The following is a 26,075-nucleotide window of genomic DNA, read 5'->3' on the forward strand; positions in this document are numbered from 1 at the left end:
GTGCTCAAGCGGAGTTCAAGTGGCCTTCAACCGCAACTGCGCGGCTTCAGGTTCTTGTCCTTGGCGTACTTGGCGGCGTACTCCTTGACCAGCGGATCGATGTGGGTCTTGTCCGACTGGTACCAGTCGGACGCGAGGGTCCACTTCGCGCCGTCCCACTGGACGATGCGCGCCCAGTCCGTGCCCATGTGGTTGGCGCAACTGGTCTGCACCGGGCGCATGACCTCGCCGAAGCCCAGCGACTTGAGTCGGTCGGCGGTCAGGTTCAGGTTCTCGAAGCCCCAGCGCACCTGCTCCGGCGTCATGACCTTGCCCTTGCCGAACTTCTCCTGCGCGGTGCGGATCGCTTCGACCTGCAGCATCGAGATCATCATCCCCCGCGTGTGCGCGATCGCGCCGATGCCGGTGGCCGGCCCGGTGCCCTGGTTCTTGTCGTAGACGAACTTCTTCAGCTCGTCATGGACCTTGTCCTTGGCCGAGCTGTTGTGCAGCGTGATCGCGTTGTAGCCCTTGGCGCCGGCGCCGATGTCCTTGACGTCGTGGTCCGAGCCGGCCCACCAGATCGCATAGATCTTCTCGCGCGGATAGCCGCTGGCCTGCGCCTCGCGGATGCCGGCCGGCGTCATCACGCCGGCGGACCAGAACAGCACATAGTCCGGCCGCTGCTGGCGGATCTGCAGCCAGGTCGACTTCTGCTCCACTCCGGGCGGGGTGACGGGATACAGCACGACCTCGAAGCCCTCGGCCGCGGCGCGCTTCTGCAGCAGGGGGATGGGCTCCTTGCCGTAGGGGCTGTCGTGATAGACCAGCGCGATCTTCTTGCCCTTGAGCGAGCCCTTCTCCTTCTTCGCGATGTCCTGCAGCATGACGTCCGCGGCGGTCCAGTAAGTCCCGAGCAGCGGGAAATTCCATTCGAAGACGGTGCCGTCAGCCGACTGCGACAGGCCGTACCCCGGGGTCTCGACCACCACCTTGTCCACGAAGGCCTTGTCGGTCACCGCGAAGGTGATGCCCGTCGACTGCGTGTCGAAGCCCGACGCGCCGCCGCCCTTGCCCTTCAGGCGCTCGTAGCACTCGACGCCCTTGGCGGCGTCGTACGCGGTCTCGCATTCCTCGAAGGCGAGCTTGACGCCGTTCACGCCGCCGTCGCGCGCGTTGATCAGCTTCAGGTAGTCCTGCTTGCCGTCCGCCCAGGGCATGCCGAGCGGCGCAAACTGCCCGGTGCGATACACCAGCAGCGGGATGAACTGCTCGGTCGCGGCTTGCGCCTGCGCCACGGCGGGCAGCATCGTCGGCAGCGCGGCTGCGACCAGCGTTGCCGCGCCTAGCGCGCCACGCGCGAAGGTCTTCAAGCTCATGGTGTCGTCTCCTGGTGGTGCACTCTGCGGTGCGGTTTGAAATCGGTGGGATTCAAGGCGCCCTCAATGAGGGAACGGCCACAGCCTCAGCTTCTGGCGGGCGGTGGACCACAGGCGGGCCAGGCCGTGCGGCTCGACGATGAGGAAGAACACGATCAGCGCGCCGAAGATCATGTGCTCCAGGTGCGAGGCCGCGCCGGTGGACAGCGGCAGCCCCAGCCAATGCGGCACGTGGTTCAGCAGCAGCGGCAGCAGCACGATGAACGCGGCGCCGAAGAAGCTGCCCGCGATGGACCCGAGCCCGCCGATGATGATCATGAACAGCAGCTGGAAGGACTTGTCGATGCCGAAGGCCGCCGGCTCCCACGCGCCCAGGTGCACGAAGCCCCACAGCGCGCCGGCCACGCCGACGATGAAGCTGCTGACCGCGAAGGCCGTCAGCTTCGCGTGCACCGGCCGGATGCCGATGACGGCGGCGGCGACGTCCATGTCGCGCATCGCCATCCACTCGCGGCCGATGGCGCCGCGCACCAGGTTCTTGGTCAGGATCCCGCACACGACCACCAGCGACAGGCACAGCAGGTAGCGCTGCGCAGGCGTCTCCAGCGGGAGGCCGAACAGCTGCAGCGTGCCCACGCTCACCGAGCCCGACGAGGAGTTGTTCGTCACCCACGGCACGCGGTTGGTGAACCAGTCGATGAAGAACTGCGCCGCCAGCGTCGCGACCGCGAGGTAGAGCCCGCGGATGCGCAGGCTTGGCAGCCCGAACAGCACGCCGCAGACCGTCGCGGCCAGGCCGCCGCCGATCAGCGACAGCAGCAGCGGCATGCCCTCGATGCGCACCTGCAGGTTGTAGGCGGCGTAGGCGCCGACGGCCATGAAGGCGCCGGTCCCCAGCGAGATCTGCCCGCAGTAGCCCACGAGCACGTTCAGGCCCAGCGCCGCCAGCGACAGCACGAGGAAGGGGATCAGCACCGCGCGGAAGGTGTAGTCGCTCGCCAGCCAGGGCACGGCGACGAAGGCGATCAACGCCAGCGCGAGCACCGCCCGGCGGTCCTGCGCCACCGGGAACAGCGCCAGGTCCGCGCGGTAGCTGGCCTTGAACTGTCCGTTTTCACGATAGAACACGGTCGTCTCCTTGATCGTTCGTCGAGTACGGACTCAGACGCGATCGATGATCTTGTCGCCGAAGAGACCTTGCGGCCGCACCAGCAGGAAGCTCAGCGCGAGCACGTAGGCGAACCAGTTCTCGATGCCGCCGCCGACGGTGGGGCCGAGGTAGATCTCCGACAGCTTCTCGCCGACGCCGATGATCAGCCCGCCGACGATGGCGCCCGGCACCGAGGTCAGGCCGCCGAGGATGACGACCGGGAAGGCCTTCAGCGCCACCAGCGAGATCGAGTACTGCACGCCCAGCTTGCTGCCCCAGATGATCCCGGCCACCAGCGCGACCAGCCCGCCGACGGACCAGACGATGACCCAGATGCGCGAGAGCGGGATGCCGATGGACTGCGCGGCCTGATGGTCGTCGGCGACGGCGCGCAGCGCGCGGCCGGTGCGGGTCTTCTGGAAGAACAGCGACAGCGCCCCCACCAGCGCGGCGGCGATCACCGCCGAGTACAGGTCTTCCTTGTTGAGCAGCAGCCCGCCCGGGAACGTGTCCTCGAGCACGAACAGCGGATCCTTCGGCAGGCCGACATCGATCTTGTAGGTCGAGCTGCCGAAGATCAGTTGGCCGGCGCCGTCCAGGAAGTAGCTGATGCCCAGCGTCGCCATCAGCAGCGTGATCGCCGGCTGGTTGACCAGCCCGCGCAGCGCCAGCCGCTCCACGAGCCAGGCGACGGCGACCATGCAGGCCGCGGCGGCGAGGAGCGCGAGCACGTTGGCCAGCAGCAGGCTCTCGAAGCCGAACCATTGCGGGAACCATTCCGCGAAGCGCGCCATCGCCAGCGCCGCGAACAGCACCATCGCGCCCTGCGAGAAGTTGAAGACGCCGGAGGCCTTGAAGATCAGCACGAAGCCCAGCGCGACCAGCGCATAGAGCATGCCGGCCATCAGGCCGCCGAAGACGGTTTCGAGGAAGAAGCCCATGATCGTTTCCTTGCCTGCTGTGCGCTTCTTCGTGCCGTCACCCGCCCGCGCCGAGGTAGGCGCGGATCACTTCGGGATTGGCGCGCACCTCGTCGGGCGTGCCGTCGCCGATCTTCCTGCCGTAGTCGAGCACCACCACGCGGTCGCTGATGTCCATCACCACCCCCATGTCGTGCTCGATCAGGACGATGGTCGCGCCGAATTCGTCGTTGACGTCCAGGATGAAGCGGCACATGTCCTGCTTCTCCTCGACGTTCATGCCGGCCATCGGCTCGTCGAGCAGCAGCACCTTGGGCTCCATCGCCAGCGCGCGGCCCAGGTCGACGCGCTTCTGCAGCCCGTAGGACAGGCCGCCGACGGGCGTCTTGCGGTGCGCCTGGATCTCGAGGAAATCGATGATGCGCTCGACCTTCTCGCGGTGCTCGATCTCCTCGCGCGCGGCGGGTCCGAGCCGCAGCGCCTGCCACAGCAGGTTGCGTTTCATGTGCAGGTTGCGACCGGACATGATGTTGTCCAGCACGCTCATGCCCTTGAACAGCGCGAGGTTCTGGAAGGTCCGCGCGACGCCGCGCTCGGCCATGCGGCGCAGCCGCGTGCGCGGGCTCCACTTCCGCACGTCCTCGCCGCGGTAGCGGATGTCGCCCTGCTGCGGCTGGTAGACCCCGTTGATGCAGTTCAGCATCGAGCTCTTGCCGGCGCCGTTGGGGCCGATGATGGCCCGGATCTCGTGTTCGCGGACATCGAAGCTGATGTCGTTGAGCGCCTTCACGCCGCCGAAGGACAGCGTGATGTGCTCGACCGCGAGGACCACGTCGCCAATGCGCCGTGCGCTCATCAGGCGGCCCTCCGGGTGTGCGTGAAGGTGGCCGCCTGCTCGATGCGCAGGTCGGCGCTGACGCTGCCGCTGCGGCCGTCCTCGAAGCGGACGGCCGTCTCGATGTACTGCGAGGCCCTGCCCGCGTAGAGCGCGTCGATCAGCACGGCGTACTTGTCTGCGATCGCGCCGCGGCGCACCTTGCGCGTGCGGGTGAGTTCCCCGTCGTCGGCGTCGAGCTCCTTGTGCAGCACCAGGAAGCGCGTGACCTGGCTGCCGGCCAGGCGCTCGTCCTGCGCGAGATCGGCGTTGACCTTCTCGACGCAGTCCTTGATCAGCGCCAGCACCTCGGGCTTGCCCGCGAGATCGGTGTAGCCGGCGTAGGCGAGGTTGCGGCGCTCGGCCCAGTTGCCGACGGCCTCGACGTCGATATTGACGAAGGCGCAGACATGGTCGCGCCCGTCCCCGAAGGCCACCGCCTCCTTGATGAAGGCGAAGAACTTCAACTTGTTCTCGACGTACTTGGGCGCGAACATCTCGCCGTCATGTGCGCCGCCGCGCAGCCGGCCGACATCCTTCGCGCGGTCGATGATCTTCAGGTGGCCGCCCGCGTCGAGGAAACCGGCGTCGCCGGTGCGGTACCAGCCGTCGGCGCCCAGCACCTCGGCCGTCGCCTCCGGATTCTTGTAGTACCCCTGGAGCAGGCCGGGCGAACGCACCAGGATCTCGCCGCTGTCGGCCAGCCGGATCTCGACGCCGTCGATGGGCACGCCGACGGTGTCGGATTTCGCCTCGTGGTCGGGCTGCAGGCAGACGAAGACGGCGGTCTCGGTCGAGCCGTAGAGCTGCTTCAGGTTGATGCCGATCGAGCGGTAGAAGCTGAAGAGATCGGGCCCGATCGCCTCGCCCGCCGTGTAGGCCACGCGCACCCGCGAGAAACCCAGGGCGTTGCGCAGCGGGCCGTAGATCGCGAGATCGCCGAGGCGGTACTTGAAGCGCTCCCAGGCGCCGACCGGCTTGCCGTCCATCAGCGCCGGACCGACGCGGTTCGCCAGCGCCATCGCCTTCGCGAACAGCCAGCGCTTGGGCGCGCCGGCGTCCTCCATGCGGATCATGACGCTGGTGAGCAGGCCCTCGAAGACGCGCGGCGGCGCGAAGTAGTAGGTCGGGCCGATCTCCTTGAGATCGATGCTGACGGTGCCGGCCGATTCCGGGCAGTTGACGACGTAGCCGCAGGCCAGCCACTGCGCGTAGCTGAAGACGTTCTGGCCGATCCAGGCGCAGGGCAGGTAGGCGAGGACCTCTTCGTCGGCGGTCAGCTTGTCGAAGCGCGCGCCGGCCTGCGCGCGGTCGATCAGCGAGGTGTGCGTGTGCACCACGCCCTTGGGATGACCGGTGGTGCCGGAGGTGAAGAACATCGCCGCCACGTCGCCGGCCTGGCCCGCTTCGACCGCGCGTTCGAACCAGCCGGGATGGCGCAGCGCGTGCGCGCGGCCGTCGTCGCACAGCGTGGCGATCGAGGCCAGCCCGTCGGCCGCGTAATGACGCAGGCCGCGGGGATCGTCGAACCAGATGCGCCGCAGCGCGGGGCATTGCTCGCGGATCTCGAGCAGCTTGTCGACCTGCTCCTGGTCCTCGACGACGGCGAAGGCGACCTCCGCGTTCTGCAGCGGGTAGGCGAATTCGGCCGCGACGGCGTCCTGGTACAGCGGCACGGGGATCGCGCCCAGGGACTGCGCCGCGAGCATGGACGCATAGAGCCGGGGGCGGTTCTCTCCGATCACGACCAGATGCTGGCCGCGCGTCATGCCCGCGGCGGCGAAGCCGTGCGCCAGGTCGCGCACGAGCGCGGCGAGCGCCGCCCAATCGAGCGTCTGCCAGATGCCCAGCTCCTTCTCTCGCAGCGCCGGCGCATGGGGGCGCCGGGCGGCGTGATCGAGCAGCAGGCGGGGGAAGGTCTGTTCCACCGTTGTCTCCTTGTCGCCCCGCTGTCGCCGTCTCTGATGGAGGCGCTCTGCCCGCGGGGCTGCGCCGACTGTAGGCCGGCTCATTGACGTCGTGTTGTCGTTGCGACGACAGTCCTAGGGAGAGTTCGGGGGAGCGTTTTCCCGGATCTGATCACCGTCAGGGTCCTGCCTGGAAGGCCTCCATGTCGGCCAGCCTGGCCCGGCTGACCTCCAGCGCCTCTGCGATCACGCGGGCTCGCTCCTGGCGGTCCAACGGAGCGGTAGGACCGGGAAGTCGCAATTCGACGTCGGGATGCTGTCTGAGATGCGCCTGGTGCATCGCCCGGTGAATGTCATGGAGCGTCTCGCGCATCGGCACGGCCCGCGCCGTTGTACAGGACCCGCGCGCGCAGGACGGTATCCGCGAGGAGCTGCGTGGTCGCGCGCACAGCCCTCGACATGAGTTCGTCGGTCCGGGCAATCAGCGAGGTCTGATCACGAAGGGAAACGAGCACACCGATGCAGGTGGTCGGCGGCGCTGCTTCCAGTCCGACGAGCATCCGGTCCGTCGCTGAGGTCAGGTCTTTCAGATGGCTGTAGCTGTCGATGTCGCGGCGCTCGTCCGATCGCATCTTGGCCCGCTTGAGTAGTGTCGCCTCAGGGTCGTCTTTGCCATGGAGGGTCCTGCAAGGGCTGAAATAGGAATCGCAAGGATGCATCGCGGGTGGTCCATGAAGGGGGGACTCTTCAGTGGGCGATGCCCTGACCTGTATCGGCAGGCCGTGTTTTCCCCAGGGGGTTTCGTCAGGTTCGTGTCATGCACAAGCGCGATGAACGGGGGATGGCCCCGACCACCGACACCGTTGTCCACGCCGCGCCGGGTTCACCCCCGCCCGCGGGCCTGCAGCCGCCCCTCGCCGGGGCCGTGCCGCCACAGCCGATCCGGCTGCGCGCGCGGGCCGCGAGTGCGCAGGAGATGGGCGCCATTCCCTGGCTGAAGGCGATCGAGCCCGAACTGCGAGAGCGGGTGGCGTCCAGCATCCAGGTGGCGGAGGTCGAGGTCGGCGAGCGGATCTGCCGCATCGGACGCGAGGCCAACTTCTGGTTCGGCGTAGTCGACGGGCTGCTGAAGATGAGCAACGACGAGGCGGCGGCGCGGCAGGTCACCTTCACCGGCGTGCCGCCGGGTGGCTGGTTCGGCGAAGGCACGCTGCTCAAGCGCGAGGCCTACCGCTACAACATCCAGGCGCTGCGGCGCAGCGTGGTCGCGGGCCTGCCGCTGGAGAGTTTCCACGAGTTGCTGGGGACCAGCCTCGCGTTCAACCGCTATGTGCTCAACCAGCTCAATGAGCGGCTGGGCCAGTTCATCGCCGCGCGCGAGATCGACCGCCAGAGCGACCCCGACCTGCGCGTGGCGCGCAACCTGGCGGCGCTGTTCCACCCGCAGCTCTATCCCGGCGTGAACGGGCTGCTGCGCATCACGCAGCAGGAGCTGGGCCACCTGGTGGGGCTCTCACGCCAGCGCGTCAACGAGGCGCTGCGCCACCTGCAGGAACAGCGCCTCATCGCCGTCGAGTACGGCGGGCTCAGGGTGCTCGATCTGACGGGCTTGCGGGTGTATCCGCAGCAGTAGCGCGACGCGGTGCTCAGGCGCCGAACGGCGTCGCTTCCGGCGGTTGCTGAGGCAGGGCCGCGTACTGTCCGGCGTTGATCTCGTAGAGCAGGCTGGCGGCCTCGCCGGGGCAGTCGGCGACCGAGCCGGTCAGGCGCAGGCCGACGCGCTCCAGCGTCTTGCGCGCCGCCGTGTTGCCCGGCGCCAGCAGCGCGTGCACCGACGTCGCATGCAGGCTGTCGAAGGCCAGCGCCAGCGCGGCCGTCGCCATTTCCGCCGCATAACCGCGGCCCCAGTGATCGGACAGGAAGTGGAACTCCAGCAACAGCGCCGGCGCGCCGCAGATGCGGCCCCGGCTCAAGCCGCCGAAGCCGATCGCGCCCAGCGAGGGCTGCTCCCGCAGCGCCACGGCCCACGGACCCAGACCGTCGCGGGTCCAGAGCGCGCGCCACAACTCCAGCCGCTCCGACGCGGCCGGACCGCCCACGTCGAATCGACGATTCGCGGGATCGGTCAGCAGGTCGCGGAAACTCCGGGCATCCGCCGCCTCGGGCGGACGCAGGCTCAGCCGACGGGTCGCGGTGAGCCGCTGGACGGCGGGGATGGAGATGAAGGGTGCAAGCATAGGGTTAACCCGCAAATTATGCCCCCAACCAGGATTTCAAGTGCAGCTTCGACCGGGCGGTCGGTGACAGCCTCGGACTTGCGTCACGAAACGTGACGAAGCGGATGGAACCCGAGAAGCATGGGCTCGACGCCCGTTCGCCACTCGTTCGCCACTCGTTCGCCATTCGTTCGCCGCCCGCCAATCGCCCGGATCTCGGTCCATGCCCCTCGCCTGGGCGGTGCCGACAGCCCCCGGACAGGTCGGGAGGACCCCGCTCGCATAGCATTCCTGCCATCCGCGGGGCTTCGTGGGGGAACTGCTTCCCCGCAGGGTCCCGTCCCCCAAGGACGACGCGGCGCCCGGCGCCGCAGGAACGTGAGCCTCGTCATGAAGCTGCTGGTCATCGAAGACAACCCGGACATCGTCGCCAACCTGTTCGCCTACCTGGAGCCGATGGGCTACGCGCTGGACGTGGCCCGCAACGGCCTGGGCGGCCTGGCGCAGGCCGCCGCGGGCTCCTACGACGCGATCGTGCTGGACCTGACCCTCCCCGGCCTGGACGGCCTGGACGTCGCCCGGCGCCTGCGCAAGGACTTCCGCCGCCCCACCCCCATCCTCATGCTGACCGCCCGCGACACCATCGCCGACAAGGTCACCGGTTTCGAGAGCGGCGCCGACGACTACCTCGTCAAGCCCTTCTCGCTGGTCGAGCTGGAGATCCGCCTCAAGGCGCTGATGCGACGCTCCCACGGCCTGAACCTGAGTTCGGCGGTCAGCTATGCCGACGTCAGCTTCGATCCCGACACGCTGGAAGCCACGCGCGCCGGCAAGCCGCTGCAGCTCACCCCCACCGGCTACAAGCTGCTGTCCGCGCTGCTGCGCGAGGCGCCCAAGCTGGTCCGCCGCGAAGACCTGGAACGCGAGGTCTGGGGCAACGATCCCCCCGACAGCGATGCGCTGCGCACCCACATCCACGCGCTGCGCGCGGCGCTGGACAAGCCCTTCCCCGTCCCGCTGCTGAAGACCCATCCGGGCATCGGCTACCGGCTGGTGTCGCCCGATGCGGGATGAGCCGCGGCGAGACCCCGGCGATCCACGCGGCCACCCTCGCGGCGATGCACGCGCCGGCCGCTCGACGGCCGCGCCGACCACGCTGCGCACGCGCGTGGCCGCCGCCTTCCTGCTGCTGACGCTGCTGGTCTGCGGCGCCTTCGCGGTCGCCGCGGTGCGCATCGCCTCGAGCATCGAGGACCGCCTCGTCGACCAGCGCCTGGACCGCACCGCCGACGAGCTGATCGCCCGCGAGAAGCAGGGCCTGGAAGCCGACCTGCCGCCCAGCGTCACGCTCTACAAGGGCGATGCCATCCCGCAGGCACTGCGCGGCAAGCCGCCGGGCAAGTACACGCTGCCGCAGGAGGACGCCACCTTCACCGCCCTGGTCCGCGACGACCTGGGGACGGTCTTCGTGCTGACCGACCGCGACGAGGACTTCGCCAAGATCGAGGCCGGCGTCTACGGCCTGCTCGGCCTGGCCTTCGTCTGCTGCCTGGGGCTGGCGCTGTTCCTGGCGCAACTGACCGCGAGCCGCATCGTCGCCCCGGTCACCGCGCTGGCCCGCGCCGTCGAGACCGACACCGCGCCGCGCGAATATCCGCTGCTGGACTCGACCGACGAACTGGGTGTGCTGTCGCGCGCGTTCGCGGCCAAGACCGAGGCGCAGCAGCGCTATCTGGACCGCGAGCGCTGGTTCACCGGCGATGTCAGCCATGAGTTGCGAACGCCGCTGGCTGTGATGCTGGGCGCGGCCGAGATCCTGAAGGCGCGGCTGCACGATCGCGACGACATGGTCGAACTGGCCGAGCGCATCCGGCGCACCGCGGCCGACACCAGCGAGCGCGTCGTCGCGATGCTGCTGCTGTCGCGCGACCCGGCCAGCATCGGCGCGCCGCCGACCGCGCTGCTGCCGCTGCTGCGCCAGGAGATGGAACGCTGCCGGCCGCTGCTCAAGGGCAAGGAGGTCGAGATGACGCTGCATGCCGCGTCCGCCGATGCCGGCCTGGAAGTGCCCGCGCGGCCCGAGCTTGCGGCCATCGCGCTGGGCAACCTGATCCGCAACGCCTGCCAGTTCACCGACCAGGGCCGCGTCGACATCCGGCTCGAGGCCGGCCGCGTGGTCATCGAGGACACCGGCATCGGCATCCCGCCGGCGGTGCGCGACCGGATCTTCGACCGCTTCATGCAGGTCGACCCGGCGGGCGCCGGCAGCGCGGGCCTGGGCCTGGCCATCGTCAAGCGCGTCGCCGAGCACCTGGGCTGGACCGTCAGCCTGGAAGCGCCGGCCCGTGGGGGGACGCGATTCGTGCTGGCGTTCGGCAGCGGTCATGCCGACGGCAACGAGCGCCGCACCACGAGCTGAGTCGGTCAACCAGCAAGTGAGCGGTTCAATCGAGCAGCACAGGCGTTGTTCCATTGCGCTTGCAGTCTTGCAAGTACGCGTCGACGAGCTGCTCATACACGGGACGCATTTTGAAAAGGCTCTCAGGATCAAAAGTTCACCGCGAGATCCTGTCGCCCGCGATCTGTAAACGTCCTGGACGAGTCAGCTGCCCATCTATACTGTATGCAAATACAGTGTCGAAAATTCGCTGCCTCCCATGCCATCCCTACCTGCCGGGGAGGGTCGCCTGTCCCCGCCTCCCGGCGGTGACGATGGACTGATCTCTCCCACCCAGAATCTCGTCCTCGATGCAGCGCACCATGCGCTGCGGATCGGGCCCATGCCACTTCCGCCTGCCGTGGCAGAGGCGATCTGGCGCGGCGATGCGCTTGGCCGCGGCACCGACACCGTCTGGCCGAGCGGCTTCGACGCGCTCGATGCCGATCTGCCAGGCGGTGGCTGGCCGGGGCGCCAGTTGACCGAAGTGCTGCTGCCGCAGTTCTCGCTGGCCGAATGGCGGCTGGCGGGACCGGCGCTCCGACGCGTCGTCGCCGACGGTGCCGCGGTGGCGATGGTCGGACCGCCCAAGCGCCCCCACCTGCCCGGCCTGATGCACCTGGGGCTGGATGAGCGCCACCTCGTCTGGATCGACGCGCGCGCGCCGTCGGCGCGGCTCTGGTGCACCGAACAGCTGATCAAGTCCAACGCCGCCGGCGCGGTGCTGGCCTGGCTGCCGCAGGCCGCGCCCGAGCAGCTGCGGCGGCTGCAGGTGCTGGCGCAGTCATTCGAGGGACCGGTGTTCCTGTTCCGGCCGCTGACAGCCCGCCATGACCCGTCGCCGGCGCCGCTGCGGGTGCTGGCGACGATCGATGTCGACTGGGCTCTGGACGTCCAGATCCTCAAGCGCAAGGGCCCCGCCCACGAGACCCCGCTGCGGCTGGCCTCGATCCCCGGCGGACTCGAGCATGTCCTGACCCCGCGGGTGATGCGGCCCAGCACGATGCGCCCGGTGGCGCCGATGACGGTGCCGGGCGTCGACGTGGCCGACGTGGCCGACACCGTCAACGAGTCGGCCGGCAAGGCCCAGGTCAGTGCCAGGCCCCTGCTCGAGACGGTGTCCGAATCCCTCCACGAGCCCGTTGCGCTCACCCTGTTCCCGGAGTTCTCCCATGTTGTGGGTCGCACTGATCCTGCCGCCTCGTCCGCCGGCACCGTTTGAGGACCCGTCGACCGCGCCCCCGCCGCATCCCTGGGGGATCTGCGCGGAGAGGCAGGCGGGCCTGGCGGTGTGGTGCCTGCAGTTCACGCCGCGCGTGGCGCTGATGGAGGACGCCGTCGTGATGGAGGTCGAGGCCAGCCTGCGGCTGTTCCGCGGCCTGCCCGCGCTGAAGGCGCGCCTGAGCGACGAAGCGCCCGACCTGGGCGCCGTGGGCATCGGCTGGGCGCCGTCGGCCACCGCCGCGCTGGTGCTGGCGCGTTGCGGCGTGCTCGACCTCGGCGGGCGGCTGTTGCAGGCGGTGCTGGACCCGTTGCCGCTGCAGGCGCTGAGCGCCGGCGCGGAACACGCGGAACCGTTGAGCCGCGCCGGCATCAACACGCTGGGCCAGTTGCGGGCGCTGCCGCGCGGCGGCATCGGCCGACGCTTCGGCGCGGCGCTGCTGACGATGCTGGACCAGGCCTACGGCCTGCGGCCCGAGGCGCACGCCTGGGTCGCGCTGCCCGAGGACTTCCACGCCCGCGTCGAGCTCCCCTGCCGCGAGGACCACGCGCCCGCGCTGCTGCTGGGCACGCGGCCGCTGCTGATGCGGCTGTGCGGCTGGCTGGCCGCGCGCCATGCGGGCGCCACCGGCGTCACGCTGCACTGGGTGCACGACTCGATGCGCGCCAAGGACGCCGGCGAAGGCGGTTGCCTCACGATCCGCACCGCCGAGCCGATCCGCGAGCTCGAACACTTCTGCCGGCTGATGGCCGAGCGCCTGGCCAAGACCCAGCTGCTGGCGCCGGTCGGTGAACTGCGGCTGGAGGCGGTCGGCGTGCAGGCGCTGGTGGAGGACAGCGGCTCGCTGCTGCCCGACGTGGTGCGCACCGGCGAGACGCTGTACCTGACCCTGGAACGCATCGCCGCGCGGCTCGGTCCTGAGCGCGTGCAGCAGCCGGTCCTGGGTGACGATCATCGACCCGAATGGCAGACGCGCTGGCGACCCTGCGGCGACGGCCGGACGACCTCCCGCCGCAAGGGTCGGCAGGCGGCGGTGCGCGCGCCGGCCGTGCCGGAGCCCGCCTTCCTGCTCGACCCGCCGCTGCGGCTGGCGGTGCGCGAGCACCGGCCGCACTACCAGGGCCCGCTGACGCTGCTCGTGGGACCGGACCGCGTCGAGGGCGGCTGGTGGGACCGCATCCCCGACACGAAGGCGCATCGCCAGGTCACCCGCGACTACTGGATCGCCGTCAACGAAAACGCCGGCGTGCTGGCCGTCTATCAGGAACGGCTGAGCGGGACGGGCAGCGGCGACGACGACAAGTCCGCCGTGCAGGCGTGGTTCCTGCACGGGATGTATGCCTGATCAGGCGCCCTCCGTTCTTACAGGCCGCTCACCATGTCCGCCCTCCCTGGCGCCTCGGTCCTTCCCGACTACGCCGAGCTGCGCTGCCTCAGCAACTTCAGTTTCCTGAAAGGCGCGAGCTGGCCCGAGGAACTGGTCGTGCGCGCCAAGGAGCTCGGCTACGCCGCGCTCGCGATCACCGACGAGTGCAGCATGGCCGGCATGGTGCGCGCGCACGTGGCCGCGAAGCAGCACGGCATGACGCTGCTGGTGGGCAGCCAGCTCCTCATTGAACCCAGCGGCGCCTCAGGGCGCGTCTCAGGCGCGGTCGGCGCGGTCGGCACGTTGGGCGCGTTGGGCGAGCAGGATGCGGAGGACGAAGACCCGTTCACGCTGGTGGTGCTGGCCTGCAGCCTGAACGGCTACGGCAACCTGTGCCAGTTCATCTCGCGGCTGCGGCGCTCGTCCGAGAAGGGCACCTACCGCTGCACGCGGGCCGACATCGGCCCGCAGACGCTGGACGACTGCGTCGTGATCGCCTGCCCGGACCGGCATGCGACGCCGGCGCAATTGCTGTCGATGGCGCGCTGGCTGCTGACGCGCTTCACCGGGCGTTGCTGGCTGGGCATCGACCAGCCCCAGCACGCCGACGACGAGATCCGCCTGCTGCGCCTGCGCGAGGCCGGCGCGCTGACCGAGATCCCGCTGGTGGCCGTCGGCGACGTCACCATGCATGTGCGCAGCCGCAAGCCGCTGCAGGACGTGCTGACGGCCACACGCCTGGGCAAGCCGCTGACCGAGTGCGGCCAGGCGCTGGACCGCAACGCCGAGCGCCACCTGCGCCACCGCGGCCGCCTCGCGCTCAGCTTCCCGGCGGACCTGCTCGCCGAGACGCTGCGCGTCGTCGAGTGCTGCGGATTCAGCCTCGACGAACTGCGCTACCACTACCCGTCCGAGGTCGTGCCCGACGGCCAGACGCCTGCCGGTCATCTGCGCCGCCTGACCTACGAGGGCGCGGGCCGTCGCTGGCCGGCGGGCGTGCCGGCCGCGGCCAGCGAGCAGATCGAGCGCGAGCTCGCACTGATCGAGGAACTGCGCTACGAGCACTACTTCCTGACGGTGGCCGACATCGTCCAGTTCGCGCGGTCGCAGGGCATCCTGTGCCAGGGCCGCGGCAGCGCGGCGAACTCCATCGTCTGCTACTGCACGCATGTGACCGAGGTCGACCCGGAGCGGATGCAGGTCCTGTTCGAGCGCTTCATCAGCAAGGAACGCAACGAGCCGCCGGACATCGACATCGACTTCGAACACGAGCGCCGCGAGGAGGTCATCCAGTACCTCTACCGCAAATACACGCGCGAACGCGCGGCGCTGGCGGCGGTGGTGATCTCCTACCGCGTGAAGAGCGCGCTGCGCGACGTCGGCAAGGCACTGGGCTTCGAGCCCGAGGTGCTGGACACGCTGTGCGGCAACCATCAATGGTGGGACGGCCAGACCATCGATGCGGAACGCCTGCGCGAGTCCGGACTCGACGCCGACGACCTCGCGGTACAGCAACTGGTCAAGATCACCTCGGAGCTGCTGGGCTTCCCGCGACACCTGTCGCAGCACCCGGGCGGCTTCGTGCTGACGCACGGGCCGCTGACGCGCATGGTGCCGGTGGAGAACGCGTCCATGCCGGACCGCACCGTCATCGAGTGGGACAAGGACGATCTCGATGCCGTCGGCCTGCTCAAGGTCGACGTGCTGGGACTGGGCATGCTGACGGCGATCCGCAAGACGCTGGACTTCGTCGGCAAGCGCCAGCGTTATCCGTTCGAACTGAAGGACATCCCGGACGGCGACGACGACACCTACCGGATGATCCAGCGCGCCGAGACCATCGGCGTGTTCCAGATCGAGAGCCGCGCGCAGCGCAGCATGCTGCCCCGGCTGAAACCGAAGGAGTTCTACGATCTGGTCATCGAGGTCGCGATCGTGCGGCCGGGACCGATCCAGGGCGGCATGGTTCATCCCTATCTGCAGCGCCGTCAGGGCTTCGAGAAAGTCGTTTATCCCCAGGGGCTGGAGACGGTTTTGAAGCGCACGCTGGGCGTTCCGGTGTTCCAGGAACAGGTGATGCAGATCGCGATGATCGCGGCGGGGTTTTCGGGGGGCGAGGCCGATGAGCTGCGACGCTCGATGGCTGCGTGGAAGCGCAAGGGCAACCTCGAGAAGTACCGCCAGAAGCTGATCGACGGGATGCGGGAACGGGACTACCCGGTGTCCTTCGCCGAGCAGATCTTCGAGCAGGTCAAGGGCTTCTCGGAATACGGCTTCCCGGAGTCGCACGCGGCCTCGTTCGCGCTGCTGGTCTACACGAGCAGCTGGCTGAAGCGCCATCATCCGGCCGAGTTCCTCGCGGGCCTGCTGAACGCGCAGCCGCTCGGCTTCTATTCGCCGAGCCAGTTGGTGCAGGAGGCCAGACGCAAGGGCGTCGACAAGGAGGCCGTCGAGGTGCTCCCGCCCGACGTGATGCACAGCGACTGGGATTGCACGCTGGAGCGCGCGGACGGCCGTGTCATCCGGCCGACGCAGCGTGGCGCCGCCGACACGATCGATGCCCTGCCGCTGGACGAGGACGGGATCGTCGTGGAGGACGATGGCGATCCCTTCCTCGACGCGGAGGAAGCGCTGGCGGCCGACGCGGCGCCCGTCAAGGTGCGATTGGGTTTGCGGCTCGTCAAGGGACTGCAGCAGTCCTCGGCCGCGCTGATCTGCCGGGAGCGTCGGAACGGGCCGTTCAACGACGCGGAGGATCTGGCGCGGCGCACGGGATTGAACCAGCAGCAGATGACAATGTTGGCGTCGGGCGATGCGCTGACCAGCATCAGCGGTCATCGCCGCCAGCAGATGTGGGACGCGGCCGCGCAGCACGCGCCGCCGCCCCTGCTGGCCTCGGCGCCGGTGCAGGAGGACTTCCTCGCGTTGCCCCAGGCGCCGGAGGGCGAGGAGATCGTCTTCGACTACGCCTCGCTGGGTCTGACGCTGCGCCGCCATCCGCTGGCGCTGCTGCGACCGCTGCTGCGCGAGCAGCGCTGGATGTCGGCCGAGGAACTGCGTGATCTGCCCGACGGCCGGCCGGCGCGGGGCTGCGGGATCGTGACGGTCAAGCAGCAGCCGGCGACGGCCAAGGGCACGATCTTCATCTCGCTGGAAGACGAGACCGGCGACATCCAGGTCATCGTGCACCGCGCGCTGTGGCAGCGGCAGCGCCATGTGATGCTGCATTCACGGCTGATGGCGGTGAAGGGCAAGTGGCAGCGCAGCGGCGACGTGCGCAACCTCATCGCCGGACACCTGCAAGACCTGACCCCGATGCTGGGACGGTTGAGGACGGAGAGCCGGGATTTTCATTGATCCGGTCCGACTGGGACTCAGGGGGCCCTTGCATCGAAGCCCAGCCGTCGCAGCCTTCGAATGGCGCCGCGGTCGAAGCTCATGAAAATCGAACCGCCGCGACGGCGCCCCTCAAAGGCAATGAGCCCATCGGCGAAGTCTCCCCCCAAGTCCAACACCTCGAGCCCTGCATCGGCTGCTTCCCTATCCACCTCGACTCGAGGAATCAGCAGCAACTGTCGGATCGCAAGGCCGATGTTCGCGGCGCTCACCGAAAATTGCGAACGCAGTACCCAGCACACCTCACACAAACTGGCGACCACGATGACGATCATGTCTGCGCCCTCGAACGCTTTTTCAACAGGCGCCTTTTGACACGGGTCATCATCGAGGACGATTCGACACAGCAAGTTGGTGTCGGCAGTCACCTTCATCACCGTTTCCCCGCCCAGCCGTTCTCGATCGCCTTCTTGATCTGCTTCAGCGACACAGGTTTCTTCCTCTTGCGCGTCCGATCCGCAAGGATTCCGACAATACTTTCGATGCGACTGCTCTTCCTGGTGACGTGCAGGATGCAGGTTCCGTTCGACCAGAAGTCGACATCGATCGCCTCCCCAGGCTCGAGGCCCAGATGCTGGAGGATCTCCGGCGGAATTCGAACTTCGTCAGGTGCGCAGTCGGTACTGATCTTCATCTTCGTCAACACAGCCACTCCTTCAACGCGGCACAACAACGTGCTCGATGAAGGAAAGCGTAGCCCTCAACGCCGCAGGAAAACCGCCTCTCCCTCTGACTTCCGTCAATGGTGGGAGAGATCGCAGGCCATCCCCCGGATGTAGGTCCCGTCCGACGATCACATGCGACCTTGTGGGGATGCCCGTGGAACGCGGCCTGCGGAAAGATCGACTCAACTGTCCTTCTGCCGACCTCGCCGCCGACCTCGCAGGTCACGCCGGAAAGGCGGCCTCAAGACCATGAAGAAGATCGCCGCCCTTCCCGATGCGATGCCCGTCCCGGCACCGGTCATCTGTTCCCCGTCCTGGGCCCTGCTCGGCATCGAGCCGCTGCGTGCCGCGATGGAATACGCCAGCTGCCGCATGATGGACCGCAGCGGCCATCCGCCCGGCGACGGACACCCCGTCATCGTGTTCCCCGGCCTGGCCGCGGATGCGCAGTCGATCGCGCCGCTGGTGGGCTTCTGCCACGGGCTCGGTTATGCGGCGCGCGACTGGGGACGCGGCATCAACACCGGTCCCACCGGCGACATCGACCTGTGGCTCGACACGCTCGCCGCCGACATCGAGGCGCTCGTCGCCGGACAGTCGCAGCCGGTCTCGCTGGTGGGCTGGAGCCTCGGCGGCATCTACGCCCGCGAGATCGCCAAACGCATCTCGCTGCCGGTGCGCCAGGTCATCACGATCGGCACGCCGATCACCGGCGAGGCGACGCAGACCAACGTCAGCTTGATCTACCGCTGGGTCAACGGCAGGCTGCCGGTGCTCGACGACGACTTCAAGTCGCGCCTCATCGCCGCGCCGCAGGTGCCGACGACCTCGATCTACAGCCGCAGCGACGGCGTCGTCGCGTGGCAGGCCTGCGTGCAGCCGGAGGACCATCCGATGGTCGAGAACGTCGAGGTCGACGGCAGCCATTGCGGCCTGGTCTGGAATCCCGCGGTGCTCAAGATCGTCGCGGACCGGTTGTCGCACGCGCCCGACACATGGCGGCCATACGATCCCCGCACGCCGCTCTCCACTCGTGCGATGAACTGAACGCCGATCGGACGTGCTGCCAAGAGGGGGATACGCCGACAAGTAGGAAAGCGAACCGGGCGGGGGCAATTGGGACTGAACCTCCCTCTACCTCAGCCGGCTGGTTCCATGTCGCTTCCCCTCATCTCCCACCATGAAGCTCTCGTCGTCGATCGTTTACACGGCTTTGTTTCCACGCAGGACATGGCGAAATATGCGCCTGCGGAGAATGAAGCAGTCCATCTCTTTCAACGTGCCGACCCCAACACATTGAGGGAGGCGCTCGCCTGCTTCCAGGCTTGCGAAGGCTACGTCCGACGCCACGCGCCGCTTGGGGAGTGTCCGCGTTTCGAATCCAGCTTGACGCGACGATTCCAGCAGTTGGAGCTCATGCTCAGGACATGTGAAGATGTTCGGCAGGCTCAAGACATCGCGGATGAGGCGCGCTCCATGGTGGCTTCCCTGGTCTTCCGATTCGGCCCGACGGCGGGAGAGATCTCCCTCAAATATCCTGAAGCTCCGCCCCGGAACTTGCCTGACTTGATGGAGTGTTTCGCGGGGCTGCCGGAGCGTCTCCATCACGCGACTCACCTGTTGCACCAGGCTCGGGCGGTTGATCCGACGCAGCCCGAGGCGAGAAGCCTTGTGATGGCGCTTTATCAACAGGCACTCGATGAAGACTCGATGTACACCTCCGCAGCCAAGATGCACCGTTACGGTCCCTCTATCGACGCCCTGATCGATGCGGCAAGGACGGGCCGCTCCTTCGACGATGTGCGCCAGAGCATGTTGCCCTTCCAGGGCTCGCGACTCCACGGTACCTCGGTATGAATCGATGAGTCTCCACCGGACCGCGCGAGCGCGGTCCGGCAATGCTTCATCTGATCAGCGCGATCAGGATGATGATGGGAATGGGCACGCCCAGGAAAAAGAGCAGCAACGATCGCATGTGAGTTCTCCTTGTCTTAACCGATGAGGTCGCGTTGCCGGCCGCCGACGGTGGCCAGCAGGCTCGCGGTGAACGCGCCGATCAGCAGCGCGACAACCATCCACAAGGCCGTCGTCAACGCCGTCTTGCGGGCGGCATCTGCGGCTTCGCGGGCACGGGTTTCCAGCGCCTGCGCCTCGGTGCGGGCGCGTTGCAGCGTCTCGGTGACGCGCCGCTCCGCTTCCGCCTGGCTGAGGCCGGTGCGTTGCGCCACCAGTTGCCCGGCGGCGCGCGTGTCTTCCGGCGACAGCGTGCCGCCATCCCGCACGGCACGGACCAGCAGACGATTCAGCGTTGCCGACGATTGCTCGTCGGCGTGGACCATGGACGCGTCCGGCCAGGCACGCAGCGTCGCCGGATTGACCCCGGCGGGCGCTGCGGACGGCGCCGGCGCGGTGGTCGACGCGGTCGCCGAAGGACGCAGCAGCGTGTCCACGTAGTAGCCGAAATCGCCGCTGCCGAGCGCGGTCCGGGCCGAAGTGCCCGAGGCACCGCCCTTCGCACCGGGCTCATCGCCAGCCGTCGCGACGGCCCCCGCAGCAGCCGCACCGGTGGCCGCCGTTCCAGCCGCCACCGCCGCCCCCTTCGCCCCGATCCCGGCGATGGCGCCGACCGAGGCGGTCAACACGGCTGCCGTGAACAGGGTGGCCACGGCCCAGGACAGCATCCCATGCGCCGTGTCGCGGAAATGCACCTCGTTGGGGTCGGTATCGCGCCAGCGGACCCGCAGTCGGCCGGCAAGATAACCGCCGAGTCCGGATGCCGCGAGCTGCGTGAACGCCAGCCACACGATGCCCGCCACACCCAGCGCCGCGGCGCTCGCACCGTCGTTGGCCCAGGGCGACACGGCGGACAGCCCCAGACCCGCGCCCAGCAGCAGCAGGATCAGAGACAGCGCGGCAGCGGCCGTGGCCCCGGCCAACACCGCGCCCCACGACACCGCGGAATTCGACGTGCGGGGTGCGACGACCCCGTCCACGCCGGCCTCACCTGGATACCAGGCTTCATTCTTTGCCACCATGGCAGTCCCCTCGAGTTGTGATGCCGAGCTACAGGCAAGGGGCGGGCCTGACGTTTCGTTACCGACCTTCCTGCGCATCGTGCGGCGCTGTGCGGGCGCGCCTTCACGACCCCTTCACTGCCCTCGCCGCGGCACGTCGCTCGCGTTGTCACTCGCTCACGTAACGCCCGTTACGCCAACCCCGTCACACCGCGCAGGCACGCGGCGCAGAATGCACCTCCGATGACTGCGTCCACTGCCCCCGCCCCTGCGGCCCTGCCGACTGCCGATCAGTCCCTGCATCTCATCCAGCTGCTGCCGCAGGGCCTGCGCATCGACGGTCAACCCGAACTGCGCAGCCGCCTGCTGCCGCGACTGATCGCCGCGCTGCTTCAGGCGCATGAGCAAGGCCTCGCCCGCGTCGACAGCCCCTGCTCGCGCGCCGAACTGCGCGAGCGCATCGCCGGCATGGCCGAACTGCACCGCACCCAGGTCTGGCGCGCGCTGGCGCTGCTGGACGACAGCCCGCTGGCCGCGCTGATCGAAGCCAGCGCCCGCAGCAGCGGACCCTTCTGGCTCAACGCCGCGCTACTGTCGGGCTGCCGCGTCGAGATCGACGGCGAAGCGGCCACCGGCGAGGCGCTCGCGCGCTGGCTCGGCCAGCAGCGCCCGGTGCGCGCGCCCGCCGCCGCGCCGCTGCTCCCGCTGGCTTACGCCGAGGCCCTCGCCCGCGCCGACTACCTGCTCGACCGCGGCGAGCTCTATCCCGCCCGCCTCGCACTGCAGCAGGCCGCGCCGCACGTTCCGCCGGGCGACGACGCCGCCGCCGCCGCGCTCGGCCTGCGCCGCGCCCGCATCGCGCGCCGGCTGGGCGACTGGGCGGCGCTGCAGGATGAACTGCGCGAACTCGGCCAGACGCTCAACAACGGCCACCTGCCGCGCCCGGAACGCCGCCAGCTCCGCGCCCGCGTCGCGATCCTCGCCGCCTGGCACTGGTTCGGCAGCCTCGGACAGGCGGCGCCGGCGCTGGACAAGCTCGACGAGGTCGACCCCGACGTGCTCGCCGCCGATTCCACGCTGCGCTGCGACCACGGCAACCTGCGTGGCATCGTGCTGCGCGACCTCGCCATTGCGCGCGGCGACGCGGCGCTCGCGGCGCAGTCGCTGGCCAGCCTCGGCGAGGCGCTGCGCAGCGCCTCGCTGGCGGGACTGCCCGATGCGCTCCAGGTCTGCGCGGCCAACCTGTCCAACGCGCTCGGACGGCTCGCCGAAGCCGCGCTGCTGCCGACGGACGGGCCCGGCGTGGAGGACGCGCTGCGCTGGCTGCTGCTCAGCGACGCACTTTGCGCGCGCTGGCAGCTCGGCCGCAGTTCACTGCTGAACACCATCTTCCTGTTGCGGCTCGCGACGCTCGGCGGTCTGAACTTCGCGGCGCTCCAGCGCCTGGCGACCACGCAAGGACTGCCCCTGCCGGCGACCTCGTTCGGCGACCTCGCGGCGCAACGCTGGGCCTCCTGCCGGGCGAGGCAGTCCCAGATCCCCGCCGACCAGCGCTGCGCGTTCCTGCTGCTTTGGGCACGCCACGCACTCGACGAAGGCGACGCGTTCAGCGCCACCGACCTCGTCCGCCAGGCACGGCTGCAAGCGCGCAAGCTTCGCGATGAAGGAGCGCGACGGCGCTACCTCGACGAGGCGGAAACGCTGATGCCGCAGTCGCGGAGGGCGTGAATCGCCGGAATACGGCGAGAGGCCAAGCGCGGGCACTCCACGACGTGGGGGGCATCGCGTCCGCGAACCCCCCACATCATTCCGGCCCCACCCGCACTCGCTGTGATCGGGTCTTGCCGGAACGGGCGGAGCAGGCGCAACAGGCGTAACGGGACTTCGACGACTTCGGGAGAAGCGGACTTCGCACACTGGCGATATCCCTCATCCATCGGAGACCGCCATGTCCTTTCCCCGTGTGATGGCGAGCGCCCTGCTCGCCTGCCTCGCGCTCACCGCCTGCCGCGCCTCGATCGCGCAGACCACGCCCGCCGACCAGCGCGAGCGCTGGGAGACCCGCCCCGAGCTGCAACGCCACTTCGATGAACTGGGAACGAAGGGCACGCTCGTCGTCCTCGATACCCGCGCGCATCGCTGGATCGCGTCGGACAGCGTCCGCGCCTTCGAAGGCTTCCTGCCGGCCTCGACCTTCAAGATCCCGATGTCGCTGATCGCGCTGGAGACCGGCGCCGCCGTCGACGAGACGCAGCCCTTCAAGTGGGACGGCACCCAGCGCCGCATCGACGACTGGAACCGCGATCAGACCTTGGGCTCGGCCTACACGGTCTCGGCGGTCTGGGTGTTCCAGTCGCTGGCACGGCAGATCGGCCAGCCCACGGTGCAGCAGTTCGTGCGCGACTTCCGCTACGGCAACGCCGTTGCCGGTCCGATCGGCGACCGCTTCTGGCTGGACGGCGACCTGCGCCTCTCGGCGGTCGGCCAGATCGAGTTCCTGCGCCGCGTGCATGACCGCGCGCTGCCGCTGTCCGACCGCACGTACGACATCGCGCGCAAGGTGATGCTGCGCGACCAGGGCCCGGGCTGGCGTCTCTACGCGAAGACGGGTTGGGCCGACGGCGCGCCGGGGCTCGGCTGGTTCGTGGGCTGGTCGGAGCAGGACCGCGACGCGCGCCCGGTCTACTTCGCCCTTAACATGGACATGAAGGATCCGGCCTTCTCGCAGAAGCGCGTGGAGATCGTCCACCAGGTGCTGCGCAAGATGGGCGCGATGGACGCGACCGGCGCCCCCGGGGAGCGATGACCGATACTGCCGGATCGTCATTGAATCCGGATTGGACGCCCCGATGAAGTTCCGTTCCCTTGCCCGCCTGGCCGTTGTTCCCGCGCTGCTGCTGACGGCCGGTCTGGCGCAGGCCCAGGTCGTCGTCGCCGATGCCTGGGTGCGCGCCACGGTGCCGCAGCAGAAGGCCACGGGCGCCTTCATGCAGATCAAGTCGCCGACGGACGTGAAGCTGATCTCGGTCAGTTCGCCGGCCGCGGGCGTGGCCGAGGTGCACGAGATGGCCATGGACGGCGACGTCATGCGCATGCGGGCGGTGAGCGCGCTGGCGGTGCCCGCGGGCAAGCCGGTGGCGCTCAAGCCGGGCGGTTATCACGTGATGCTGATGGACCTCAAGGGGCCGCTGAAGACCGGCGACGCCGTGCCACTCACGCTCGTGTTCGAAGGCGCGGACAAGTCCCGCTCGACGGTCACGGTCCAGGCCCCCGCAAGGACTGGCCCCGTCGCGTCGCCGGACGCCAAGGACCCGCACGCGGGTCACGGCGACCACAAGCATTGAGCGAAGTCTCCCGGCGCGTCAGCGCCTGAGTCCCTCCGCCAGGTGATCCACCAGCGCCTTCAGCCGTTGCGGCAGGAAGCGCTGGCTGGGCATCAGCGCGTGCAGCGGCATGGTCCGCCCAACCCAGTCCGGCAGCACCTCGACCAGCGCGCCGCTGGCGAGGCTGTCGCGGATGTCCAGGCAGCTCTTGTAGGTCAGCCCCCGCCCTTCGAGGGCCCACTGGTGGGCGATGCCGCCGTCGTCCGCCGTGCGTCGGCCCTGCACGGTGACGTCCAGCGGCGCGGCCTGCATCGCGTCGCGGCGCCAGAAGCGCCACTCGCGCTCCAGCCGGTCGCCGATCTTGAAGCGGATGCAGTCGTGTTGCGTCAGCTCGCCGGGATGCGACGGCCGCCCATGCCGCTGCAGGTAGTCCGGTGACGCCACCAGCAGCCGGCGGCCGTCGTGCAACTTGCGCGCCACCAGCCGCGAGTCGGCCAGTTCGCCGTAGCGCAGCGCGAGGTCGACCTCGTCGCGCACGACGTCCTGCAGCGCGTCGCCGACGTTGAGCTGCAGCTCGATCCCCGGATGGCGATCGAGGAAATCGTCCAGCAACGGCAGCACGATGCGCCGCGTCAGGTCGCTCGACGCGCTGACGCGTATCCGGCCGCGCAGCGCCGTCGCGCCCCGCCCCTTGGCCGCCGCGTCGTCGCCGCCCTCGGTGACCAGCGCGAGGCCTTCGTCCAGCAGTTCGAGCGCGCGCTGCGCGTAGTCCCTCAAGCGCTCGCCGGCGGCGGTCAGGCGCAAGGCCCGGGTACTGCGCTCGGCCAGCCGCACGCCCAGCCGCGCCTCCAGCTTCTTCAGCATCGCGCTGGCGGCCGCGGGCGTGATGCCCATCTCCCGCGACGCCGCCGTCAGGCTGCCGCCGCGCGCGCATTCGATCAGCAGGCGCAGTTCGGCGGTGTTCTCGATGTCCATGGCGGCCCTTCCTTCGTCGATCTTCAATCGGACGTTGAAACTGATAGCAATTCAGCGCCCTTCATTGATTCTGCCGGAAGGTTCACCATTCGTTCCCACAGCATCCCGCTCCTCCCGCCTTTCCCTTCCTACCGAACCCCGGAGTCCTGCCATGAAAGCCGTCGGCTACTTCAAGTCCCTGCCCATCACCGAGGCCGAGTCGCTCATCGACCTCGACCTGCCCACGCCCGCCCCCGGTCCCCAGGACCTGCTGGTCGAGGTCAGCGCCGTCGCCGTCAATCCGGTCGACACCAAGATCCGCGTCCGCCGCGCCAGCCCCGACGGCACGACGCCGGTGGTCCTCGGCTGGGATGCCGTCGGCACGGTGCGCGCCATGGGCCCCCAGGTCTCCGGCTTCGCCATCGGCGATCGCGTCTGGTACGCCGGCGACATCACGCGTCCGGGCAGCAACGCGCAATTCCAGTGCGTCGACCACCGCATCGTCGCGAAGGCCCCCGCGTCGCTCAGCGACGCCGAGGCCGCCGCGCTGCCGCTGACCGCCATCACCGCCTGGGAACTGCTGTTCGACCGTCTGCAGGTCCAACAGCAGACGGAGCGTCCGGTCAGCCTGCTGGTCACCGGCGCGGCCGGCGGCGTGGGGTCCATCCTGGTCCAGCTGGCGCGCCGCCATGCGCACCTGACCGTCATCGGCACCAGCTCCGAGCCGGAGGGCGAAGGCGGCAAGTGGCTGCACGCACTGGGCGCCCACCACGTGATCAACCACCGCGATGCGCTCGCACCGCAGATCGCGGCGCTGCAGAAGTCCGGCGTGCCGCCGCTGCGCTATGTCACCAGCCTGACCCACACGCCGCAGCATTTCCAGGGCTTCATCGACGCGCTGGAACCGCAGGGCAAGCTGGCGATGATCGACGACTTCGGCCCGCACGATCTGGACGTGATGGCGCTGAAGGGCAAGTCGCTGTCGCTGCACTGGGAACTGATGTTCACCCGCAGCATGCATGCGACCCACGACATCGCCGCGCAGGGCCGCCTGCTGAGCGAGGTCGCGGCGCTGGTCGACGCCGGGAAGATCCGCACCACCCTGTCCGACGTGGTCGGGACGATCTCCGCCGACAGCCTCAAGCGCGCCCACGCCTTGCAGGAAAGCCAGCGCCAGCGCGGCAAGCTCGTGCTGCAGGGTTGGCCCGCCTGAGCTTCGTGCGCTGTACGGCTTGCGTTGCGCGCTTGCCGCACTCGCCGTCACAACTGTGAC

At 69.2% G+C, this 26,075-nt stretch carries 23 protein-coding genes; 12 read left to right on the forward strand and 11 right to left on the reverse strand.

Going from position 1 to position 26,075, the window contains the following annotated elements:
* Window positions 1-26: 26 nt before the first annotated feature.
* The 6 genes from PV762_RS08545 to PV762_RS08570 all read right to left on the reverse strand — a co-directional run bounded on the left by PV762_RS08545 (window position 27) and on the right by PV762_RS08570 (window position 6,841).
* Window positions 27-1,289: an ABC transporter substrate-binding protein gene (locus PV762_RS08545; protein ID WP_421034832.1), complete on the reverse strand. Its 1,263-nt coding sequence runs from the start codon at window positions 1,287-1,289 to the stop codon at window positions 27-29.
* A gap of 132 nt (window positions 1,290-1,421) precedes the next feature.
* Window positions 1,422-2,486 (reverse strand): branched-chain amino acid ABC transporter permease, encoded by a 1,065-nt coding sequence (locus PV762_RS08550; protein ID WP_377157038.1) that lies wholly within the window; start codon window positions 2,484-2,486, stop codon window positions 1,422-1,424.
* 33 nt (window positions 2,487-2,519) lie between these two features.
* Window positions 2,520-3,449: a branched-chain amino acid ABC transporter permease gene (locus PV762_RS08555; protein WP_421034603.1), complete on the reverse strand. Its 930-nt coding sequence runs from the start codon at window positions 3,447-3,449 to the stop codon at window positions 2,520-2,522.
* Between the two features lie 37 nt (window positions 3,450-3,486).
* Entirely contained in the window at window positions 3,487-4,284 is a 798-nt protein-coding gene (locus PV762_RS08560) for an ABC transporter ATP-binding protein (RefSeq protein WP_421034604.1), read from the reverse strand.
* Window positions 4,284-6,230, reverse strand: coding sequence for an AMP-dependent synthetase/ligase (locus tag PV762_RS08565; RefSeq protein ID WP_421034605.1), 1,947 nt, complete (start codon window positions 6,228-6,230; stop codon window positions 4,284-4,286). The genes PV762_RS08560 and PV762_RS08565 overlap by 1 nt, the downstream gene beginning before the upstream one ends.
* A gap of 332 nt (window positions 6,231-6,562) precedes the next feature.
* Window positions 6,563-6,841, reverse strand: coding sequence for a hypothetical protein (locus PV762_RS08570; RefSeq protein WP_421034606.1), 279 nt, complete (start codon window positions 6,839-6,841; stop codon window positions 6,563-6,565).
* A 344-nt stretch (window positions 6,842-7,185) separates the two neighbouring features.
* On the opposite strand from PV762_RS08570, the gene PV762_RS08575 reads away from it, so the two are divergent.
* Window positions 7,186-7,842 (forward strand): Crp/Fnr family transcriptional regulator, encoded by a 657-nt coding sequence (locus PV762_RS08575; protein ID WP_421034833.1) that lies wholly within the window; start codon window positions 7,186-7,188, stop codon window positions 7,840-7,842.
* A gap of 13 nt (window positions 7,843-7,855) precedes the next feature.
* On the opposite strand, the gene PV762_RS08580 is transcribed toward PV762_RS08575, so the two are convergent.
* The gene (locus PV762_RS08580) at window positions 7,856-8,446 is read right to left on the reverse strand and encodes a GNAT family N-acetyltransferase (RefSeq protein ID WP_421034607.1); all 591 of its coding nucleotides are present in this window, start codon (window positions 8,444-8,446) and stop codon (window positions 7,856-7,858) included.
* A gap of 369 nt (window positions 8,447-8,815) precedes the next feature.
* Between PV762_RS08580 and PV762_RS08585 the strand changes: the two genes are divergently transcribed.
* From PV762_RS08585 to PV762_RS08605, 5 genes are all read left to right on the forward strand, one after another.
* Complete coding sequence (locus tag PV762_RS08585) at window positions 8,816-9,499, forward strand: response regulator transcription factor (RefSeq protein WP_088406092.1); 684 nt, start codon at window positions 8,816-8,818, stop codon at window positions 9,497-9,499.
* On the forward strand, window positions 9,489-10,844 hold the full coding sequence (locus PV762_RS08590) for a sensor histidine kinase (protein WP_421034608.1): 1,356 nt from the start codon (window positions 9,489-9,491) through the stop codon (window positions 10,842-10,844). The genes PV762_RS08585 and PV762_RS08590 overlap by 11 nt, the downstream gene beginning before the upstream one ends.
* A gap of 361 nt (window positions 10,845-11,205) precedes the next feature.
* Complete coding sequence (gene imuA / locus PV762_RS08595) at window positions 11,206-12,084, forward strand: translesion DNA synthesis-associated protein ImuA (protein WP_421034609.1); 879 nt, start codon at window positions 11,206-11,208, stop codon at window positions 12,082-12,084.
* Window positions 12,035-13,429, forward strand: a complete 1,395-nt coding sequence (locus tag PV762_RS08600; protein WP_421034610.1) for a Y-family DNA polymerase — start codon at window positions 12,035-12,037, stop codon at window positions 13,427-13,429. Before imuA ends, PV762_RS08600 begins: the two co-directional genes overlap by 50 nt.
* Before the next feature lie 33 nt (window positions 13,430-13,462).
* The gene (locus PV762_RS08605; protein ID WP_421034611.1) at window positions 13,463-16,807 is read left to right on the forward strand and encodes an error-prone DNA polymerase; all 3,345 of its coding nucleotides are present in this window, start codon (window positions 13,463-13,465) and stop codon (window positions 16,805-16,807) included.
* Between the two features lie 17 nt (window positions 16,808-16,824).
* Here the strand turns inward: PV762_RS08605 and PV762_RS08610 are convergent, their stop codons facing one another.
* A complete protein-coding gene (locus PV762_RS08610) occupies window positions 16,825-17,220 on the reverse strand; it encodes a type II toxin-antitoxin system VapC family toxin (protein ID WP_421034612.1) in 396 nt (131 codons plus the stop codon).
* Window positions 17,220-17,489: an AbrB/MazE/SpoVT family DNA-binding domain-containing protein gene (locus PV762_RS08615; RefSeq protein ID WP_421034613.1), complete on the reverse strand. Its 270-nt coding sequence runs from the start codon at window positions 17,487-17,489 to the stop codon at window positions 17,220-17,222. The genes PV762_RS08610 and PV762_RS08615 overlap by 1 nt, the downstream gene beginning before the upstream one ends.
* A 271-nt stretch (window positions 17,490-17,760) precedes the next feature.
* Here PV762_RS08615 and PV762_RS08620 point away from each other — a divergent pair, with 271 nt between their 5' ends.
* Both PV762_RS08620 and PV762_RS08625 read left to right on the forward strand, forming a co-directional pair.
* Window positions 17,761-18,558, forward strand: a complete 798-nt coding sequence (locus PV762_RS08620; RefSeq protein WP_421034614.1) for an esterase/lipase family protein — start codon at window positions 17,761-17,763, stop codon at window positions 18,556-18,558.
* A gap of 108 nt (window positions 18,559-18,666) precedes the next feature.
* Entirely contained in the window at window positions 18,667-19,368 is a 702-nt protein-coding gene (locus tag PV762_RS08625; protein ID WP_421034615.1) for a hypothetical protein, read from the forward strand.
* A gap of 134 nt (window positions 19,369-19,502) precedes the next feature.
* On the opposite strand, the gene PV762_RS08630 is transcribed toward PV762_RS08625, so the two are convergent.
* On the reverse strand, window positions 19,503-20,546 hold the full coding sequence (locus tag PV762_RS08630) for a hypothetical protein (protein WP_421034616.1): 1,044 nt from the start codon (window positions 20,544-20,546) through the stop codon (window positions 19,503-19,505).
* A 222-nt stretch (window positions 20,547-20,768) separates the two neighbouring features.
* Here PV762_RS08630 and PV762_RS08635 point away from each other — a divergent pair, with 222 nt between their 5' ends.
* The 3 genes from PV762_RS08635 (at window position 20,769) to PV762_RS08645 (ending at window position 23,869) form a co-directional block, all read left to right on the forward strand.
* The gene (locus PV762_RS08635; protein WP_421034617.1) at window positions 20,769-22,253 is read left to right on the forward strand and encodes a hypothetical protein; all 1,485 of its coding nucleotides are present in this window, start codon (window positions 20,769-20,771) and stop codon (window positions 22,251-22,253) included.
* Between the two features lie 220 nt (window positions 22,254-22,473).
* A complete protein-coding gene (locus PV762_RS08640) occupies window positions 22,474-23,331 on the forward strand; it encodes a penicillin-binding transpeptidase domain-containing protein (protein WP_421034618.1) in 858 nt (285 codons plus the stop codon).
* A 43-nt stretch (window positions 23,332-23,374) separates the two neighbouring features.
* Window positions 23,375-23,869 (forward strand): copper chaperone PCu(A)C, encoded by a 495-nt coding sequence (locus tag PV762_RS08645; protein ID WP_421034619.1) that lies wholly within the window; start codon window positions 23,375-23,377, stop codon window positions 23,867-23,869.
* An 18-nt stretch (window positions 23,870-23,887) separates the two neighbouring features.
* On the opposite strand, the gene PV762_RS08650 is transcribed toward PV762_RS08645, so the two are convergent.
* Window positions 23,888-24,823: a LysR substrate-binding domain-containing protein gene (locus PV762_RS08650; protein WP_421034620.1), complete on the reverse strand. Its 936-nt coding sequence runs from the start codon at window positions 24,821-24,823 to the stop codon at window positions 23,888-23,890.
* Window positions 24,824-24,974: 151 nt separating this feature from the next.
* Between PV762_RS08650 and PV762_RS08655 the strand changes: the two genes are divergently transcribed.
* Entirely contained in the window at window positions 24,975-26,015 is a 1,041-nt protein-coding gene (locus PV762_RS08655) for a zinc-binding alcohol dehydrogenase family protein (protein WP_421034621.1), read from the forward strand.
* Window positions 26,016-26,075: the final 60 nt, after the last annotated feature.

The sequence above is a fragment of the Mitsuaria sp. CC2 genome (assembly GCF_048957715.1).
Classification (GTDB): Bacteria; Pseudomonadota; Gammaproteobacteria; order Burkholderiales; family Burkholderiaceae_C; genus Roseateles.

Bases quoted from the DNA above. Each gene is read 5' to 3' on its own strand.
- PV762_RS08640 (WP_421034618.1), top strand. From the start codon at position 22,474: ATGTCCTTTCCCCGTGTGATGGCGAGCGCCCTGCTCGCCTGCCTCGCG.
- PV762_RS08625 (WP_421034615.1), top strand. From the start codon at position 18,667: ATGTCGCTTCCCCTCATCTCCCACCATGAAGCTCTCGTCGTCGATCGT.
- PV762_RS08590 (WP_421034608.1), top strand. From the start codon at position 9,489: ATGCGGGATGAGCCGCGGCGAGACCCCGGCGATCCACGCGGCCACCCT.
- PV762_RS08630 (WP_421034616.1), bottom strand. From the start codon at position 20,546: ATGGTGGCAAAGAATGAAGCCTGGTATCCAGGTGAGGCCGGCGTGGAC.
- PV762_RS08605 (WP_421034611.1), top strand. From the start codon at position 13,463: ATGTCCGCCCTCCCTGGCGCCTCGGTCCTTCCCGACTACGCCGAGCTG.
- PV762_RS08620 (WP_421034614.1), top strand. From the start codon at position 17,761: ATGAAGAAGATCGCCGCCCTTCCCGATGCGATGCCCGTCCCGGCACCG.
- PV762_RS08610 (WP_421034612.1), bottom strand. From the start codon at position 17,220: ATGAAGGTGACTGCCGACACCAACTTGCTGTGTCGAATCGTCCTCGAT.
- PV762_RS08655 (WP_421034621.1), top strand. From the start codon at position 24,975: ATGAAAGCCGTCGGCTACTTCAAGTCCCTGCCCATCACCGAGGCCGAG.
- PV762_RS08645 (WP_421034619.1), top strand. From the start codon at position 23,375: ATGAAGTTCCGTTCCCTTGCCCGCCTGGCCGTTGTTCCCGCGCTGCTG.
- PV762_RS08560 (WP_421034604.1), bottom strand. From the start codon at position 4,284: ATGAGCGCACGGCGCATTGGCGACGTGGTCCTCGCGGTCGAGCACATC.
- PV762_RS08545 (WP_421034832.1), bottom strand. From the start codon at position 1,289: ATGCTGCCCGCCGTGGCGCAGGCGCAAGCCGCGACCGAGCAGTTCATC.
- PV762_RS08600 (WP_421034610.1), top strand. From the start codon at position 12,035: ATGTTGTGGGTCGCACTGATCCTGCCGCCTCGTCCGCCGGCACCGTTT.
- imuA (WP_421034609.1), top strand. From the start codon at position 11,206: ATGCCACTTCCGCCTGCCGTGGCAGAGGCGATCTGGCGCGGCGATGCG.
- PV762_RS08650 (WP_421034620.1), bottom strand. From the start codon at position 24,823: ATGGACATCGAGAACACCGCCGAACTGCGCCTGCTGATCGAATGCGCG.
- PV762_RS08585 (WP_088406092.1), top strand. From the start codon at position 8,816: ATGAAGCTGCTGGTCATCGAAGACAACCCGGACATCGTCGCCAACCTG.
- PV762_RS08575 (WP_421034833.1), top strand. From the start codon at position 7,186: ATGGGCGCCATTCCCTGGCTGAAGGCGATCGAGCCCGAACTGCGAGAG.
- PV762_RS08570 (WP_421034606.1), bottom strand. From the start codon at position 6,841: ATGCGATCGGACGAGCGCCGCGACATCGACAGCTACAGCCATCTGAAA.
- PV762_RS08635 (WP_421034617.1), top strand. From the start codon at position 20,769: ATGACTGCGTCCACTGCCCCCGCCCCTGCGGCCCTGCCGACTGCCGAT.
- PV762_RS08580 (WP_421034607.1), bottom strand. From the start codon at position 8,446: ATGCTTGCACCCTTCATCTCCATCCCCGCCGTCCAGCGGCTCACCGCG.
- PV762_RS08555 (WP_421034603.1), bottom strand. From the start codon at position 3,449: ATGGGCTTCTTCCTCGAAACCGTCTTCGGCGGCCTGATGGCCGGCATG.